This is a genomic window from Streptomyces sp. NPDC047525, assembly GCF_040643025.1.
In the GTDB taxonomy this organism is placed as follows: Bacteria; Actinomycetota; Actinomycetes; order Streptomycetales; family Streptomycetaceae; genus Streptomyces; species Streptomyces durmitorensis.
In genome coordinates this window covers 832,213-846,721 of record NZ_JBEYTL010000002.1, presented here as the reverse complement: position 1 = coordinate 846,721, position 14,509 = coordinate 832,213, and the positions used below count along the sequence as shown (strand labels likewise).

Annotated in this window: 15 protein-coding genes; 5 read left to right on the top strand and 10 right to left on the bottom strand. The window is 72.2% G+C overall.

The genetic code is table 11. The features are described from left to right. Window positions 1-224 precede the first annotated feature (224 nt). On the top strand, window positions 225-800 hold the full coding sequence (locus tag ABZ833_RS08635) for a TetR/AcrR family transcriptional regulator (protein ID WP_361042922.1): 576 nt from the start codon (window positions 225-227) through the stop codon (window positions 798-800). Here the strand turns inward: ABZ833_RS08635 and ABZ833_RS08630 are convergent. Then, a complete protein-coding gene (locus tag ABZ833_RS08630) occupies window positions 766-2,277 on the bottom strand; it encodes an MFS transporter (protein ID WP_361042919.1) in 1,512 nt (503 codons plus the stop codon). The two genes, ABZ833_RS08635 and ABZ833_RS08630, sit on opposite strands and share 35 nt — an antisense overlap. 220 nt (window positions 2,278-2,497) lie before the next feature. Here ABZ833_RS08630 and ABZ833_RS08625 point away from each other — a divergent pair, with 220 nt between their 5' ends. Continuing rightward, the gene (locus ABZ833_RS08625) at window positions 2,498-4,699 is read left to right on the top strand and encodes an FUSC family protein (protein WP_361043171.1); all 2,202 of its coding nucleotides are present in this window, start codon (window positions 2,498-2,500) and stop codon (window positions 4,697-4,699) included. Here the strand turns inward: ABZ833_RS08625 and ABZ833_RS08620 are convergent, their stop codons facing one another. After that, window positions 4,700-5,242: a hypothetical protein gene (locus ABZ833_RS08620; RefSeq protein WP_361042917.1), complete on the bottom strand. Its 543-nt coding sequence runs from the start codon at window positions 5,240-5,242 to the stop codon at window positions 4,700-4,702. Window positions 5,243-5,282: 40 nt separating this feature from the next. Then, window positions 5,283-6,056: a helix-turn-helix domain-containing protein gene (locus ABZ833_RS08615; protein ID WP_361042915.1), complete on the bottom strand. Its 774-nt coding sequence runs from the start codon at window positions 6,054-6,056 to the stop codon at window positions 5,283-5,285. Window positions 6,057-6,162: 106 nt separating this feature from the next. Here ABZ833_RS08615 and ABZ833_RS08610 point away from each other — a divergent pair, with 106 nt between their 5' ends. Then, the gene (locus ABZ833_RS08610) at window positions 6,163-7,149 is read left to right on the top strand and encodes an NAD(P)-dependent alcohol dehydrogenase (RefSeq protein WP_361043168.1); all 987 of its coding nucleotides are present in this window, start codon (window positions 6,163-6,165) and stop codon (window positions 7,147-7,149) included. On the opposite strand, the gene ABZ833_RS08605 is transcribed toward ABZ833_RS08610, so the two are convergent. The 5 genes from ABZ833_RS08605 to ABZ833_RS08585 all read right to left on the bottom strand — a co-directional run bounded on the left by ABZ833_RS08605 (window position 7,118) and on the right by ABZ833_RS08585 (window position 11,288). Beyond that, window positions 7,118-8,032 (bottom strand): DNA-binding protein, encoded by a 915-nt coding sequence (locus ABZ833_RS08605; RefSeq protein WP_361042912.1) that lies wholly within the window; start codon window positions 8,030-8,032, stop codon window positions 7,118-7,120. The two genes, ABZ833_RS08610 and ABZ833_RS08605, sit on opposite strands and share 32 nt — an antisense overlap. A 166-nt stretch (window positions 8,033-8,198) precedes the next feature. After that, complete coding sequence (locus ABZ833_RS08600; protein ID WP_361042910.1) at window positions 8,199-8,924, bottom strand: hypothetical protein; 726 nt, start codon at window positions 8,922-8,924, stop codon at window positions 8,199-8,201. Between the two features lie 125 nt (window positions 8,925-9,049). Then, window positions 9,050-9,715, bottom strand: coding sequence for a DUF3105 domain-containing protein (locus tag ABZ833_RS08595; RefSeq protein ID WP_361042907.1), 666 nt, complete (start codon window positions 9,713-9,715; stop codon window positions 9,050-9,052). Window positions 9,716-9,845: 130 nt separating this feature from the next. After that, on the bottom strand, window positions 9,846-10,271 hold the full coding sequence (locus ABZ833_RS08590) for a hypothetical protein (protein ID WP_361042905.1): 426 nt from the start codon (window positions 10,269-10,271) through the stop codon (window positions 9,846-9,848). A gap of 30 nt (window positions 10,272-10,301) precedes the next feature. After that, the gene (locus tag ABZ833_RS08585) at window positions 10,302-11,288 is read right to left on the bottom strand and encodes a cation diffusion facilitator family transporter (protein ID WP_361043165.1); all 987 of its coding nucleotides are present in this window, start codon (window positions 11,286-11,288) and stop codon (window positions 10,302-10,304) included. Between the two features lie 181 nt (window positions 11,289-11,469). Here ABZ833_RS08585 and ABZ833_RS08580 point away from each other — a divergent pair, with 181 nt between their 5' ends. Further along, window positions 11,470-11,817 (top strand): metalloregulator ArsR/SmtB family transcription factor, encoded by a 348-nt coding sequence (locus ABZ833_RS08580; RefSeq protein ID WP_361042902.1) that lies wholly within the window; start codon window positions 11,470-11,472, stop codon window positions 11,815-11,817. A 21-nt stretch (window positions 11,818-11,838) separates the two neighbouring features. Here ABZ833_RS08580 and ABZ833_RS08575 read toward each other — a convergent pair whose 3' ends face one another. Further along, on the bottom strand, window positions 11,839-13,251 hold the full coding sequence (locus ABZ833_RS08575; RefSeq protein WP_361042899.1) for a PepSY-associated TM helix domain-containing protein: 1,413 nt from the start codon (window positions 13,249-13,251) through the stop codon (window positions 11,839-11,841). A gap of 302 nt (window positions 13,252-13,553) precedes the next feature. Between ABZ833_RS08575 and ABZ833_RS08570 the strand changes: the two genes are divergently transcribed. Beyond that, entirely contained in the window at window positions 13,554-13,964 is a 411-nt protein-coding gene (locus tag ABZ833_RS08570; protein ID WP_361042897.1) for a hypothetical protein, read from the top strand. Between the two features lie 16 nt (window positions 13,965-13,980). Here the strand turns inward: ABZ833_RS08570 and ABZ833_RS08565 are convergent, their stop codons facing one another. Further along, window positions 13,981-14,499: a TetR family transcriptional regulator gene (locus ABZ833_RS08565; RefSeq protein ID WP_361043162.1), complete on the bottom strand. Its 519-nt coding sequence runs from the start codon at window positions 14,497-14,499 to the stop codon at window positions 13,981-13,983. Window positions 14,500-14,509: the final 10 nt, after the last annotated feature.

The following is a 14,509-nucleotide window of genomic DNA, read 5'->3' as shown; positions in this document are numbered from 1 at the left end:
GCGGTAGGGGGATGGCGCCATGCGTAAGGGAGGACGGCTCAGGGCACCCATGGCCCATGAGGCGGGGCGGACGGTCCACGATGATCGCGGCCGATCATCCCCACCGGCTGACTCTGCCGGTATGGTGACCCTAAGCGGACAGCTGTCCGTTAGCTTCAAAACTTAACGGACAGCTGTCCGCTTAGCAAGAGTGGTCGCGGCCGTGATTCTCGGGAGGAGGACGAGTGCACCAGAAGAAGGACCCGCAGCTGCGCTCGGACGCGCAACGGAATCGCGAGCGCATCCTGGAAGTCGCCCTGGACGAGCTGACGCGCTCGGCGGACGCCCCGCTCAGCGCGATCGCGAAGAAGGCGTGCGTCGGGCAAGGGACGTTCTACCGCAACTTCCCCAACCGCGAGGCGCTCGTCCTCGAGGTCTACCGCTACGAAGTCCAGCAGGTCGCCGACACCGCCTGTCAGCTCCTGCAGACCCGCCCGCCCGACCAGGCCCTGCGGGAGTGGATGGACCGCCTCGCGCAGTACGCCATGGCCAAGGCGGGCCTGGCCGACGCGATGCGCAAGGCCACCAGTAAGCAGGGCACGCTGGCCGGGGTGGGTCACGGCCCTGTGAGTTCGGCCGTCGCGCTCCTCCTGAAGGCGAACGAGGAGGCCGGCACCATCCGCCCCGGCCTCACCCCTGACGACTTCCTGCTCGCCATCGCGGGCCTCTGGCAGCTCGATCCGCACGGCGACTGGCAGTCGCGCGCCGGACGGCTCCTTGACCTGGTCATGGACGGTCTGCGCGCAGGAGCGCCGCGGTGACGCAGGCCGCGGCCAGCAGGATGACGAAGGCGACCGTCAGAGCCGTGGTGTAGCCGTGCACGGAGGCCGCCGTGGGGGTGGCATCCGCGGTGGACGCCAGGTACGACGCGGTGGCGCTGGCCGCGACCGTGTTGAGCAGGGCCGTGCCGAGCGCCGCTCCCAACTGCTGGGACGCGTTGTACGCCGCCGCCGCGGCTCCGATGTCGTGCGGCGGCACGTCCGCGGTGGCCAGGCTCGCGGTGGGCGGCAGGACGCAGCCGAGGCCGAGGCCGGTCAGGATCAGCGCCGGCACGAGGTACAGCGGGAGGACGTCCGTGCTCTGCGCCGTCAGGCGGGTCAGGAGGAACATCCCCGCGGCCGCGGCGAGCAGCCCCGGCACGATCAGTGCCACGGGCGCGACACGCCCGTGGAGCTTCCCGGCGACCAGTGTCGCGCCGGCCAGGGCGGCCACGGCGTTGATGATCAGCGTCAGGCCCGCCTCGACGGGCGAGTAGCCGAGGACCGTCTGCGTGTAGTAGCTCATGAACAGGTAGAAGCCGAACATCGCGACGAACAGCAGCGTGATCGAGGCGAACGCACCGGCACGGGCGCGATGCGTGAGCACCCGCAGCGGAAGCAGCGGCCTCGGGGCCCGGACCTCGACGGCGGCGAACGCGGCGAGCAGCAGGACACCGCCCGCGAGCAGGGCGATGACCTTCGGTGAGTCCCACCCGAGCGGTTCGGCCTCGTTGAAGGCGTACACGATCGCGGCGAAGCCCGTGGCGCTGAGCAGGGCGCCCGCGACATCGAGCCTCCCCTCGCCCCGCACCGGCCGGTCCCGGGGCACGAACGCCGCGCCGAGCACGGCGAGCAGGGCCACGGGGACGTTGACGTAGAGGCACCAGCGCCAGCTCGCGTACTCGGTCAGCAGGCCCCCCGCGACCAGGCCGACCGCCGAACCCGCGGCGCCGACCGCGGCGAACACGCCGAAGGCCCGGCCGCGTTCACCCGGCTCCGTGAAGGTGATCGTCAGCAGCGAAAGACCCGCGGGTGCGAGGACCGCGGCGAACGCCCCCTGCAGCGCACGCGCCCCGAAGAGCATCTCGGGGTTCACGGCGGCGCCGCCGAGCGCGGACGCGGCGGCGAAGCCGATCAGGCCGATCAGGAACGTGCGCCGGTGGCCGAGCGCGCCGCTGATCCGGCCGCCGATCAAGAGCAGCCCGCCGAAGGCCAGCGCGTACGCGGTGATGGCCCACTGGCGGCTCGCGTCGGACATGCCGAGCGCGCTCTGCGCGGAGGGCAGCGCGATGTTCACGATGGTCCCGTCAAGGACCACGAGGAGCTGGGCGGCGCTCACCGCGAGGAGCGTCCACCAGCGCCGCCGGGTGGAGTCGGCTGCGAGGCGCGGCGCCGTGTCGTCGGCTCGCGTCGCGTCGTGGGGTGCCGGGGCGTCGGCGCGCAGCTGTGCCCCGGACCGTTCGTTGTCCGCTGGATTCATGACTTCAAGTGTTTCGTTGAAGTCGCCCCGGAGACTTCTGCTCCCTTCCGGTCGGCGCCCTGGGCGTATCACGCTGTGAACCCTCAAGCCCCGGTTGCACCCCGCCGTGACAGAATCCGCCCTGAACAGCGGCGATGAGGGTGTGAGCGCAGTGACACGGCGGACCAGGACCGGCACATGGGACCGCTTTGTGGCGTCGGATCCCGGACTCCTGCGGCTGATGGCGGGGCTGCGGACGGTCGGCGCGATCGCGCTCACTCTCGTCGTCCTCGCACTCATCGGCACGGACGTCACGCACATGGTCGCGGGCGCGATGACCGCGATGGTCTCCACCTTCGCCATCAAGGAGAAGGAGGTGCGCGGCCAGGCCCTCACCCTCGCGCTCGGCCTGCCGGTCGCCATCACGGCGATCTCGCTGGGGGCGCTGCTGCACGACCAGGTCATCGCGGGTGACATCTTCTTCGTGGCGCTGATCTTCGGTGCCGTCTACAGCCGCCGGTTCGGCGACCGGGGCACGGCGCTCGGTCTGATCGGCTTTCAGGTCTACTTCGTCTCACTGTTCGTGGGTGCCACCACGTCCGCCCTGCCCAGCCTGTATCTGGCGCTCGCCGTCGCCTTCGTGTGCAGTGCCGTCGTACGGTTCGCCGTCGTCCCGGAGACCCCAGGCCGTGATCTGGGGCGGCTGCGCGTCGCCTTCAGGGCACGGCTCGCGCAGCTGGTGGCCACGCAGATCGAGCTTCTCGACGCCGCGCCCGAGCAGTTGGAGAAGGTCCTCGACGAACTGCGCCGTGGCACCGCGCGGCTGCACGAGACCGCCCTGATGATCCAGGGCCGCCTCGCGGAGGGCACCCCCGACGCGGCCACCGCGACCCTGGTCCAACGCCGCGTGGCGGACGCGGAGATCGCCGCCGAACGTCTGGGCGTACTCCTCCTGAACGCGCGCAGCGCCGAACGCGCGGACACCCTCACCCTGCACCTGCCGCACGCGCCCGTCCCGGCGACGGGCACACGCATCCGGGCCGAGGACGACGCGACGGTCACCCTGCGCCGCGATCTGAAGGCGCTGCACCTGCTGGTCGGCCGCCCCGTCGCCGACGACCGGGGCACGGGCCTGGCCCACGTACGCAACAGGCTGCTCGGCTACCGCGACGAGGACAATCTGCCGCGCGCCTCGATGGCCGTCCAGGACGTCTTCCGCGGCATCGGTGAGGCCGCTCGCGCCGTCCTCGGCCTGCGCCTCGCGCTCGACGGTCCCCAGGACGAGTCCGACGACTCACCGGCGACGACCCGCTCCCGCGAGGAGTTCGACGCCGAGGACATCGCGATCGCCGGTGCCGAGGAGGCCGCCGAACCCGACGAGGACGACCGCACCGGGCTGCGGCGCCCCACCACGAGGGCCGCCTTCCAGGTCTCCGTGGGCTCGACCCTGGCCATCATCGGCGGCGAGTTCCTCTCCACCCAGCGCTGGTACTGGGCGGTGCTCACCTGCTGGGTGGTGTTCCTCAACACCGCGTCCACGGGCGAGATCCTGGTCAAGGGCTACCGGCGGCTGCTCGGCACGGTGCTCGGAGTGGTCGCGGGTGTGGCGCTCGCGGGTCTGGTCGGCAACCACACCTGGGTCGCGTTCGCGCTCGTCCTGGTCTTCATCTTCGCGATGTTCTTCACCGCTCCCCTGTCGTACGCGCTCATGTCCTTCTTCGTCACGGCGATGCTGGGCCTGCTCTACACGCTCCTGAACACCTACAGCCTCGCCGTGCTCTGGCTGCGCATCGAGGAGACGGCGCTCGGGGCCGCCTGCGGCATCATCGCGGCGGTCCTCGTCCTGCCGGTGCGCACCGACCATCGCACCGACGAACTCCTGAACACGGTCCTGACCCGGCTCGCCGACGTCATCTCCGCGTCGGTCGAGCAGCTCAGCGGTGGTCCGGCGGCCGATCTCCTGGACAAGGCGCGCGACTTGGACACCGCGCTCGACGATCTGCGCGCCTCCATCCAGCCGTTGACCCACCCGATCACCCCGCTGCGCGGCCGCCGCAGGACCGCCCGCTATCTGGTGGCGCTCCTGGAGACCTGCGCGTACCACGCCCGTTCCCTGGCGGCGACGGCCGAGCTCGTGCCCTACAGCAAGAACGTCGCCGCCGATCCGCGTCTGGAGCGGGCCGGCCTGCGCATCGCCCACAACATCGAGGTCATCGCCGCGTACGTGGACGACGACAAGGCCACGGGTGAGGTCGAGTCGGGTGCCAGCATCGCCTCGATGCTGGAGGCCGAGGGGTCCGGCGCACCTCGCTCGGGCACGGTGACCTACCGCGTCCTGCGCCATCTGCAGCGCCTCGACGAAGGAGTGGTGGGCCTCGCCCGGCCGCTCGACGTGCCGGTCGCGGGCCGCGGCCGGGCGGCGAGCAGGGCTCCGCGGGTCTGATCACCTCGCGACGGCGCTCTTCGGTGCCTGTGCCGCCGCGAGCCGGGGGTGCGCCGCGCGCAGTGCGGTGCGTTGGCCGGAGAGCGCGGGGTTGGCCAGGGCCAGGAACCAGGCGTCCAGGGCCGCGTGCAAGCCGCGGGCCGCGGCGGCGTGACGGCACGCGCGCAGCCCGTCGACGCCGACGATCCAGCGGGGCCGGGCCACCACGGTGACGGAGCGCACCCAGCGGTCGGCCTCGGTCAGGTCGTCGGTCTGCACGGCGACCAGTCTGCGCGGGGAGATGACCGCCGAGAGGGCGCGGGCGACGTCGCTGTCGTCGGGCAGCAGGGCCACCGGCTCGCCGTCGAGGTCGATCAGGCCGACCAGTTCGATGTGCGGACAACCGCGGTGGACGAAGGACAGACGGGCGGCCGGCGTACGGGCCAGCAACTCGCGGCACTCCTGCTCGGTCAGCGCACTTCGTTCGCTTCGGTCCATGTCCCGGCTCCCCAGCGGGATGCCTGCCCGCTCGGCGGGCAGGGATACATCACGGGCGAGATCCATCGCCGGGGTCCTGGGCGGCGGTTCCTCCCCGGGCGAGGCCTCAACTCGCTTCCGTGGAGGACCCTTTGACTGTCGTACTGCCGGGGCGCGGACGCAATACGCCGGGGGGCGGCTCCGGCGGAGGGCTGAATGTCGCCCCTTGGAGCCCCATGTGGTGGAACCCCAGGGGAACCGGCGCGGGCAGGGGCTCTGCGGGGGCGGCGCGATCGGCGCGGAAGGAGTCGAGGAGGTAGGCGACGAACCGGCGGGACGCGGCCGGCGCCGCATCGGTGGAACACGCGGTGATGCCGCTGTTGGCCATGAGGAGGAGCGGGAGGTCCGACGCGTCGAAGTCGGGACGCAGCCGGCCTGCGTCCTTCGCGCGGCGCACCAGCTGCGCGAAACCCCGCTCGGCGCGCACGCGTTCGCGCTCGAAGTCGATCGCGTCCGGGAAGGCGGTCAGGAACGCCGCGGTGAATCCGCGGTCGACCACGTGCATGGCGCACACCTTCTCGATGGCCGTACAGAACCCGTGCCATGGATCGGGGTCCGCGAGGGCGGCGTCGACGACCGCCACGCACTCCCCGAGCTGGTCCTCGAAGACTTCCGTGACCAGGGAGTCCCGCGTGGGGAAACGGCGGTAGAGCGTGGCCACACCTACTCCGGCCCGGCGCGCGATGGCGGCCATCGGCACGTCGAGGCCACGCGCGGCGAACAGGTCGCGGGCGGCTTCGAGGACGCGCCGGCGGTTGTGGAGCGCGTCCGCGCGCAGCCCCGTGCGCGCGGCGGGCGCGGGGGCTGTCGCAGGCCGCATCCGAGAGGAATCAGCAGGCATGTTTCTCACATTAGCTCAAGTGGACGCCCCTCTCCGTTTAGCGCGTTAGCGTCGCTGACAGTGACATTCGACGGCCACAGATGGGGATATGGAAACGATGAGTGACATGCGCGCGGCTCTGTACGACGGGTACGGCTCTCCGGAGGTCCTGTACGAAGGCACGTTGCCGAGGCCGGCCGCCGGCCCCGGCGAGGTGCTGGTGCGCGTCCACGCCGCCAGTGTGAACGGCGGCGAGCTGATGGGCCGGGCGGGGAAGGTGCGTCTTGTGACGGGACTGGCCGGGCGGGGCTGGCCCAAGCGCACGGGGGTCGACTTCGCCGGTGAGGTGGCGGCCCTTGGCTCGCCCATGCCCGGTCTCTCGACGGGTGACCGGGTGTGGGGCGCCATGGCGCGCTCCCAGGGATTCGGCAGCGCCGCGGAGTTCGTGGTCGTACGCCCTAGGCAGCTGGCCCTGGCACCGGCCGGTCTTGATCTGGTCGAGGCCGCGGCCCTGCCCGGTGTCGGCACGACGGTGATCACGGCGCTGCGGGACAAGGCCGGGCTCACGGCGGGTGAGCGGCTGCTCGTACGCGGCGCGAGCGGCGGCGTCGGGAGCGTGGCGGTGCAGCTCGGCCATGCGTACGGCGCGCATGTCACAGCGCTCGCGGGGGCCAGGAATCTGGACTTCGTGCGGGACCTCGGAGCCGATGAGGCCTTCGACTACGCGACGACCGGTGCGGCCGGCCTCGGCCCCTTCGACGTCGTACTCGACACGGTCGGCACGGAGTTGGGCGCGTACCGCCGGCTGCTGGCACCGGGAGGCCGCATGGTGTCCGTCACGTTCGACGCCCGGCGCATGGCCGCGTCGATCTCCTACATCCTCGGGTCCGCGGTGTTCGGGCCGCGGCGCGTGCGGTACTTCAGCGGCAATCCCGGCCATCAACTCTTCGCGGAACTGACCCGGTTGACCGAGAGCGGGGCGGTCCGGCCCGTCGTGGACACGGTGTACCCGCTGGCCGACGTCGCCGGGGCGCACCGCGCGCTCGAGGCGGGCGGAGTCCGTGGAAAGCTCGTGGTCGACGTCAGGGCGTCACAGACCGTGGACTTGAGCTGACGGCTTCCGCCACGGGCAGGGACTCCAGCAGGAACGCTGCCGCCTCCCTCAGCGGTGCCGGGGCACCTGGCCTGGCGCGCAGGACGGCCGCCGTCCGCCGGAGTGTCCGGGTCGTGCGTACGGATCCGATGCGGGCGGCGCGGGGGGCCAGCTCGGCGATGAGGTCCTCCGCCTCTGTCCAGGCTCCGGCTCGGGCCAGGGCCGAGAGGAGCTGCGCGGTGAACAGGTTCCGGTAGGACGGGCCCGGTGCGGTGGCCGCCTCGTGCAGGAGCGGGATGGCCTGGTCCCATTGACGCAGCCGGGCGAGGACCCAGCCCTGGTGGCCGAGCAGCTCGGTGCGGTCGATCCACCAGGCCCAGGGCGGGTCGTGGCGCGAGATGCCGTCCAGGAACCGGCTCTGGGCGCAGGCCATCAGGTCCTTGGGCTCCCGGTCGCCGCCCAGCATGGCGATCGCGTGCGCCCGGCGGATCAGGACGAGACTGCTGACCCTGGCGGGGAGCGCTCGCGTCCCGCTCACGCGGGCCGCGGTCTCCAGGGCGGCGCGCGGCGCCCCCGTATGGGCCTTGAGCATGCTGTCGTTCAGCAGGACGAAGCGGGCCGTCCAGCGGTCGCCGCACAGCTCCGCAAGGGCCAGCGCCCGTGCGTTCATCCGGTGGGCCTCGCAGTAGAGGCCCGCGTCGAAGAGGATCCACCCGATGACTTCGCACAGCTCGGCGAGCGCCGCGAGCCGGTCGCTCCCCTGGGCACCAAGGGTCCCGGGATCAGCCGACAGTTCCGGGATGCTCCTCATGGCCTCGCGCACGGCGGGCATCGCGGACGTCGCGCCGGACGCGGCGTCGAGGGCCACGAGGCGCTCGATGGTGTGGACGGCCAGGGGGATCACCTTGCCATGATCCGCCACCCGTCGACATTTCGATGGTGCAGCAACTGCCGGGCTCCGAACCGATCTTCTCGCGCAGTCGCTTGCTGTGGAAGGGTGCGTCTTCAGGGGATGGCCGACCGTCGGCTGCCGCAGCCCGACGCCTGGGGTACACCCGCGATGCGCTCCATCACCGGTACACGTCGGCGGAATGCGAGCGGCCGACATCGCGGACCACCTCCAGACCGAGCACACGGTCGAGGTGGGCGAACGTCTCGAACTTGGCGCCGCCCGGAACATCGACCACCGCTTCCAGGTCGCCCAGAAGCCGCAGCACGGCCGGGGTGTCGAGGCCGTTCTCCAGGGCGGCCCGCGCCCTGTCCACGAAGCCGGCGGGCATCGCCTTGGACGGTTCATCGGCCCAAGCGGCCACGGCCTTGCGCCAGTTGGCCAGCCTCACGCCTGCGGCGTCGACGGCTTCCGCGGTGACGTCGACGGGTTCGTGGTGCGGGTGGCCGAGCAGGAACAGGCGCAGGGCGAGCGCGTCCCGGCCCGCGTCCTGGCCCGTGCCTCCCCCGGCAGCGGCTTCACCGATGTGCAGGGACAGACCGCCCGCGCCTTCGTACGTGCGGCTGGTGAGGTGCACGGCCGGCGGGCCGCCGAGCGCTTCGGCGATCTCGTCGGGGGTGCCGTGGGCGTCGGCCGGGCGGATTCCGGCGGCGTCGGCCGACGCCGCCGGTGGGCAGGTCCATCCGATGAGGACGGTCCGGCCGCGCAGCTCGGCGACGCGGGCCAGGACATCCGTGACCAGCAGCACGCGCAGACCGGTCAGGTCATCGGGGTCGTCGGCCGACGGCGCGTGGGCGCACATCCGCAGCGGTCCGAACCCGGCCAGATCATCCACGATGCTCAGCACACCACGAACACTAGGCGTACCGCGCCTCCATGGCACGCGGCGGGAGCAAGCCGGCGGGCACAGAGGCATAGATCCGTGCCCGCCCTGCCCGCCGCCTGCCCCTCCCTCAAGTGCTCGCCCTCAGCTCACGCCGGTCCGACCCCGCCCGTGCAGGCCGCGCCGGGCTCCGGGGTCTGCTCGCCCTGGACGTACTTGCCCAGGAACTGTCCGACCCGGGGGTCGGACGCCTTGTCCACGGTGAGCTGGCGGCCCCACGCGGTGAGCGTGAGTGCGCCCTTCTGCTCCTCGACCGGGCTCATCAGCGTGTAGGGCGTCGCCTTGACCTTCTGGCTCAGCGCCTTTATGTCCCCGTCCGACGCCTTGTCGTTGTACGTGATCCAGACGGCGCCGTGCTCCAGCGAGTGGACGGCGTTCTCCTCGCCCAGCGGCTTGTCGTACACGTCTCCTTGGCAGTTGGCCCACGCCTGGCTGTGGTCGCCGCCTGCTGCCGGGGTCATCGGGTAGTCGACCTCCTTCGTGACGTGGTTGCGCCCGAGCTTCTTCGCGTCCCACGTCTTCTCGCCCCTGACGGGGGCCTGCGCGACGGCCTCTTCCTTGTCCTTCTTCTCGGACGCGTCGAGCAGGACGTACGAGCCGAATCCGGCGAGCCCGGCCAGCACCGCCACGCCCGCTGTGACGGCGATGACGCGGTTGCGCCGGTCGCGCGCCTGCTCGGCGCGGCGCAGCTCCTGGATGCGGGCCTTGCGTGCGGCGGTGGTCGCGGCCTTCTTGCCTGTCTTGGAGGTACCCATGTCCGGGGATGTCCTTGTCCCCGCCGTGCCCGGGGCGCGGCGGTGGTGATGGTGCGTGAGGTGGGCGGCGCGAGCGCGCGTCCGTGACCACGTCCGTGAACGGACGGGGTCGGCCGCGCGAAGGTCCGGCCTAGGTCCTCTGCACCTGAAGGACGTGGAGATCCGGGGCGTGACGGTGAACAGGCCCCCGCGGCACGGGATGCGAGGTGGCCGGGGCCGCGGGCAGTCCCGCCTCCACCAGCGTCGTCGGCACCGAGGGTTCGGGAGCAGGCAGCGCGGTCGCCGCGGCGTGCGTGGCGGAGGCGCACCGGTCGCCGGGCGGACAGCTGTGGCCGAGTGCGGCTTCCTCGGCGGGTGACGCGCCACCGCCTCCGCCCGTGGGTGCGGCGGAGACGGAAGCCATCACGTCACGGACGCGTGTGTCGTCGTGATGGGCGGCGGAGCCGAAGCACACGCACAGGACGGCCAGCAGGGTGGCCAGGCTGATGCCGAACGCGGCGCAGCGAGCGGCCGTACGCCGCTCCTCGCACCCCGTGTCCCGCATACCTGACGCCATGGCCGCAGATAGTAGCCGCTGCGTTCCCGCTCATGTCCCGTGGTGCGCGAGGGCCTTGTGCGGGTCGGGGGCCCCGGGCACGACCGCCGGGTCGGCGTGCACCAGTGCGGCGGTCAGCTTCGGCACCGCGTGCAGCAGGGAGTGCTCCGCGTCGACCGCGACCTCGTGCGCCTCCCGTACGGACAGCTCTCCGTCCACGACGACCGCCACTTCGGCGCGCAGCCGGTGGCCGATCCAGCGAAGGCGCAGCTCGCCGACGCCGCGTACGCCGGGAACCGTCAGGAGCGCCTCCTCCGCCGCGTCGACCAGGGCCGGGTCGACGGCGTCCATCACCCGGCGGAACACCTCACGCGCGGCGTCCCGCAGCACCAGCAGGATGGCCGCGGTGATCAGCAGGCCCACGATCGGGTCGGCGAGCCGCCAGCCCAGGGCGGCGCCGCCCGCGCTCAACAGGACGGCCAGAGAGGTGAATCCGTCCGTGCGGGCATGCAGACCGTCGGCCACCAGGGCGGCCGAGCCGATCTCACGGCCGACGCGGATGCGGTAGCGCGCGACCCATTCGTTGCCGATGAAACCGATGACGGCAGCGGCGGCCACCACCCAAAGGTGTTCCAGGGTACGGGGGTTGAGCAGCCGGTCGACGGCCGCCCAGGCCGCGAAGGCCGCGGATGCGGCGATCGTCAGGAGGATGACGATGCCCGCGAGATCCTCGGCTCGGCCGTAGCCGTAGGTGAAGCGGCGGGTGGCGGCCCGTCGGCCCAGGACGAAGGCGATGCCGAGAGGGATCGCGGTCAGCGCGTCCGCCGCGTTGTGCACGGTGTCGCCGAGGAGCGCGACCGAACCGGTGAGCACCACGACCACCGCTTGGGCCCCGGCGGTCACGCCCAGGACGGCCAGTGAGATCCACAGTGCGCGCATGCCGCGGGCGGACGACTCCAGCGCCGTGTCGACCTTGTCCGCGGCCTCGTGCGAGTGGGGTTTCAGCAGGTGCCCGGCCTTGTGCCGCCACCGGGCCAAGTGCCTCGCGCCACCGGACTCATGGCCGTGGCTGTGGTCATGGTGGTGGTGCTCGCGCGAAGGGTGCGGGTGCGGGTGCGGGTGTCCGTGCTGCTCACTCACGAGTACGGCCTTCCGACGCGGGACGGGAGAGTGGACACCCCTGGGCGCCCGCACCCATTATGTGCGTATGAACGCACGCATGCACCTATCACCTGCGCACGATGCGCACCCGCAAGATCCGGGCACCGAGCACTTCGCCCATGCCGCCGAGGTCCTCGGCCTCCTCGCCGACCGCACCCGGCTCGCCCTGCTGCACACCCTCGGCACGGGCGAAGCGGATGTCACGACCCTGACCGCCGCGTGCGGCGCGGCTCGCCCGGCGGTCAGCCAGCACCTGGCCAAACTGCGCCTCGCCGGGCTCGTCTCCGTACGCAAGGAGGGACGACGGATGATCTACGGGCCGCCCGACGGGCACCTGCGCCGCGTGGTCGACGAGGTCCTGAACCTCGCCGACCACCACCTCAGCGGGGCCGCCACCCACGACTGAGCGGAGCCGCCCGAGCGGGCCTCAGGCGTACGTGCGCCTGCCGCGCCGGTAGGCGATCTCCCCCAGCACGATGTCCACGGCGAGGAAGGCCGCCAACGGGATGCCGAGCAGCGGCACGAAGTAGCCGAGCGCGGCGATCGCCGCCATCAGCGGGACCAGGACAGGGGCCGGTACGTTCTGCCACGCACCGCGCGGCAGCGGGCGCCCGAAGGAGCTGCCGCGCCCGCGCTGCCACCACATGCGGTACCCCCACACGATCATCAGGATCAGGCCGAGGGCGAGAACGGCGAGGGCGATCTGGTTGACCAGCCCGAACAGCGTGCCGGTGTGCGCGTCGATGCCCCAGCGGGTCAGCTTGGCGAGCACGGGATAGTCGGCGAACCGCAGCACTTCGGTGACCTCGCCGGTCGCCGGGTCGACGGCGACGGAGTCCTGCTTCTCGGGCCAGCTGCGCTGGATCTGCCTCACGACGTACGCGGACGACGCGTCGGCGGGCGGCACGACCTCGACCGGGTTGGAGAGCCCCTCGGCACGGGCCGCCTTCAGGACGGCGTCGAGCCCGGCACCGTCGCCACCTGTCGCGCCGGACGAGCCCGGTCCACCGTGCCCCGCGTGCTCCCCGCCGCCGGCGGCGCTCGCCGTCAGCTCCGGCGTGGTCTGCCCGATGGCCTCGCGCAGATCACCGACGCTCTGTCCGGCATACGTCGACCAGGTAAGACCCGTCGCCGACAGGAAGATCAGTCCGACGGCGGCCCACACACCCACCGAGCCGTGCAGCGAGAGCGTGCGCCGACGGCCGGTCGTCCCGCGCAGCTTGCGCTGGGACCGCCGCCGAGCGAACCACAGCACGAGACCGCCACCCGCGATCACCCACAGCCAGCTGGCGGCGAGTTCGCTGTAGAGCCGACCGCTCTCGCCCAGGTGCAGATCGCGGTGGAGCTCGTCGATCCAGGTGCGCAGCGGCAGCGCGCCGGTGGAGCCGTACTGCTCCAGGGCGCCGCGCACTTCGCCGTTGTACGGGTTCACGAACACGGCGAGCGTGTGGTCTGCGTCCACGCCCGGCGCTCCGGACAGGAGCACGCGGGTGGTCGCGCCCTCCTCCGGCGAGGGCCGTACCGCGCTGACCGTGCCCTCGGGGTGCGCCTTGCGGGCTGCGGCCACCTGTTTCGAGAGCGGCAGCTCGGTCTTGTTCTCGCCCACGGGGACGCGCAGTTCGTGGGAGTACACGATCTTCTCGGCCTGGTACGAGCAGGCGTACAGGAGTCCCGTGGTGGCGGCGACGAGCAGGAAGGGCGCGATGAGCACCCCGGCGTAGAAGTGCAGCCGCAGCACGAGCGGACGCAGCGACGCCCATCCGGACCGTCCTGCGGAGGGCTGCGCCTCCTGGGTCTCCTGCCCGTCGTCCGGGGCGAGGAGTGTGGGTTCGGCGGACATGAGCTGCTCTCCTGGATGAAGGGGTGGTGCCTAGCGGCCGTAGTGGGCGGGCCGGTGCAGGAGTCGGCCGGGGAGGCGCAAGAGTTCCCGGCGATGGCGATGAATCATGTGATGCGCGCCACATCAAACCGTGTGGGCGGCCCGGGTCGACGGGGAGGATCCGGCGGACGGTAGCGCGCTGCGATCGGCGCACCCCGCGCCCTTCACCGGCGGCGAGGGCGGGACTAGCGTCGAGAGACCGGGAGTCCTCAGGTCCGGGAACCCCCGGAACCGGGGCCCCTCAAGACTCCGTTGGAGACGCGATGCTCCAGACGCGCGAGTTGTTCGACAGCCTTGCCTCCCGTGCCGACCACCTCGACAACCAGACCCTGGCCACCGCCGCCGACGCCCTCTCCGCGTGCGAACTTGCCGTGACCGCCTGCGCGGTCGGCATGCTCGCCGAGAAGGAGGCCGATGAACTGCGGGCCGCCATCAACCGCGACCTCAACTGTGCCGACGTGGCCTGCGCCACGCGGCGGGTCCTGACGCGCGGCACGGACGCCGATCACGCGCTGCTTGCCGCGCAGTTGGAGGCGTGCGTGATGGCGTGCGAGCACAGTCATGAGCTGTGCGCCCAGCACGCGCCGCGGCACGAGCACTGCCGCCTGTGCTCCGAGGCCACCGACCGCGCGGCGACCGCCTGCCGCGAGGTCCTGCGGAGCCTGCGGGGCTAGCGCGCCGGGTCCCGGCTCAGGCGTCCGCCCCGGCGTCCCCGGGGAGCAGTTCGCGCAGCATGGCCTCGAACTCGTCGGCCGTGACGGGCGCGTCCGCGAGGAGCGCCTGCAGAAGCATGCCGTCGTAGGCGTTGGTGAAGAGCCTGACGCGCAACGGGTCGTCGGTGAAGAGCCGGGCGAAGGCGCTCAGGGTGTCCGCCCAGTGCCGCGTCGGCCCGCGCAGTTCGGGCCTGCGCGAGGCGAGCAGGCACAACTCGAACTCGGCGAGCAGCCGTCCGGGGGCCGTGAGCAGGCCGGCCATCAGGCGGGCGAGGGCGCCGCGCTTGTCGGTGCCCTCGTCGGGTGCCTCGATCAGCCGGCGCAGGCGCTCGGAGTCCTCGTACATGCAGGACGTGAGCGCCGCGGTCAGCAAGGCGTCGATGCTCTCGAAGTAGTACGTGCTCGCGGTCGTCGGCAGGTCCGCCTCGCGGGCCACCTTGCGGTGCGTCACCCCGGAGGCGCCGTCCCGCGCGATCACGCGCAAGGTGGCCTCGATCAGTTCGCGC